Here is a 1,427-nt window from a genome sequence, read left to right as displayed (position 1 = left end):
GCGCCGGGCCCCGCCCGGCGCGCGCCCCGCCCCCGCCCCCCCCCCCCCCCCCCCCCCCCCCCCCCCCCCCCCCCCCCCCCCCTTCCGGGGAGGCGGCTGTCTCAGCCGAGGCGGATCAGGCCTTCGCCTTCCGGCGCCGGCTGACCGCACCCAGGCCAGCAAGGCCGAGGCCGAACAGCGCCAGCGACATCGGCTCCGGCACCGGATCGATCGGCGGCGGCGGGGTGATGCGGCCCGTGTCGAAGAAGGTGATATGCGACCAGCCCGGATTTCTGGCGAACCACGTGTTCAGCGAGAAGCTGCCGGAGTAGATCTCCTCCGAGTCGTAGAACAGGACGAAACCGTTCGCCTGCTTCACCGCCACATAGTGGATGGCTGGGTCGCCCACGTCGTTCGGCGTGTAGGTGAAGCTCAGCGTGTTCGTCGCAGCCGTGTAGTTGATCACGAACTCGCTGCCGTCGATGGTCGGGTAGCTGCCGAAGTCCTGGCTGCCGGTCGGCTGGTTGTTCGACGAGTTCCGCTTGTAGATCGTCGGGGAGGCCTTGTCGGCCGGGTCGGTGGAGTTGCCCTGCTGCGTGCCGCTCTGCGTGGCATAGCAGTTGGAGAAACCACCCTGGCCGCCGCAGTCGTTGCCGCTGAACACGCCGATCTCGACCAGCGCCGCCTGCGCCTGCCCGGCGAAGCCGAAGCCGCCCAACAGCGCCATAGCCATCAACGATTTTTTCATTGCCGCACTCCTCATCACACTCACGCACAATGTCACGCAAGTTGCATGCCAGAGCGGAAGATGTAAGCAAATGAAGACGTTAGTATGTCTTGCACGCCTGGCGCGGGTCGGCGCTGTCAAATTTCCCGACAGGGTAGAAGCCACGCAACGGCGTTGCGTTCATTTTCGGTAATTGAATCAGCGGCTTGGCGCGCCTCCAGCGAAGCAGGCTGCTGCCGCCGCCCGACGCCCGCCGCGGGAACAGGCCGGCGCGACACCGGCACATGGCGGCGCCGCCCCCCCCCGGAACATGACGGTTTCCGTGGGATTTCCGAGCCACGGCGACGCCGCACCGCAGGGCTCGATCTGTAAACTAACCCGACATAGGTATCGTTTAATGATACACGCCTGGGTTGCTGAGGTTCCGACACGGGCCACCGTCGCCCCAGGCCAGCGCCGGTCGCCGATCGCCCGCCGGCAGGCCCGGAACGTGCTGCCCCGGCGCGCGCGGCCAGCCGGGCGGCGCCACCGATACAGCATCCTGACATTCTGGCGGCGACTCACGAACGGGGACCAGTGAACAAGGATGAGACGCCATCGCCGCAAGCCGTCGCCGCCGCGCCCGCGCCGGGACCCCCCCCCCCCCCCCCCCCCCCCCCCCCCCCGGGGCCCCCCCGCCCCGCGCGGCCCCCCCCGCCCCCCCCCCCCCCCGCCCCGCCCC

General features: G+C 69.9%; 1 protein-coding gene. It reads right to left on the bottom strand.

The window, feature by feature from the left end:
- Window positions 1-115 precede the first annotated feature (115 nt).
- Window positions 116-712, bottom strand: coding sequence for a PEP-CTERM sorting domain-containing protein (locus AC1MIR_RS27715; protein ID WP_480031395.1), 597 nt, complete (start codon window positions 710-712; stop codon window positions 116-118).
- Between the last annotated feature and the right edge of the window lie 715 nt (window positions 713-1,427).

It is taken from the genome of Falsiroseomonas sp. RANM36 (genome assembly GCF_056682175.1).
The sequence above is the reverse complement of the archived record's forward strand: the minus strand, read 5'-3'. Positions and strand labels throughout refer to the sequence as shown.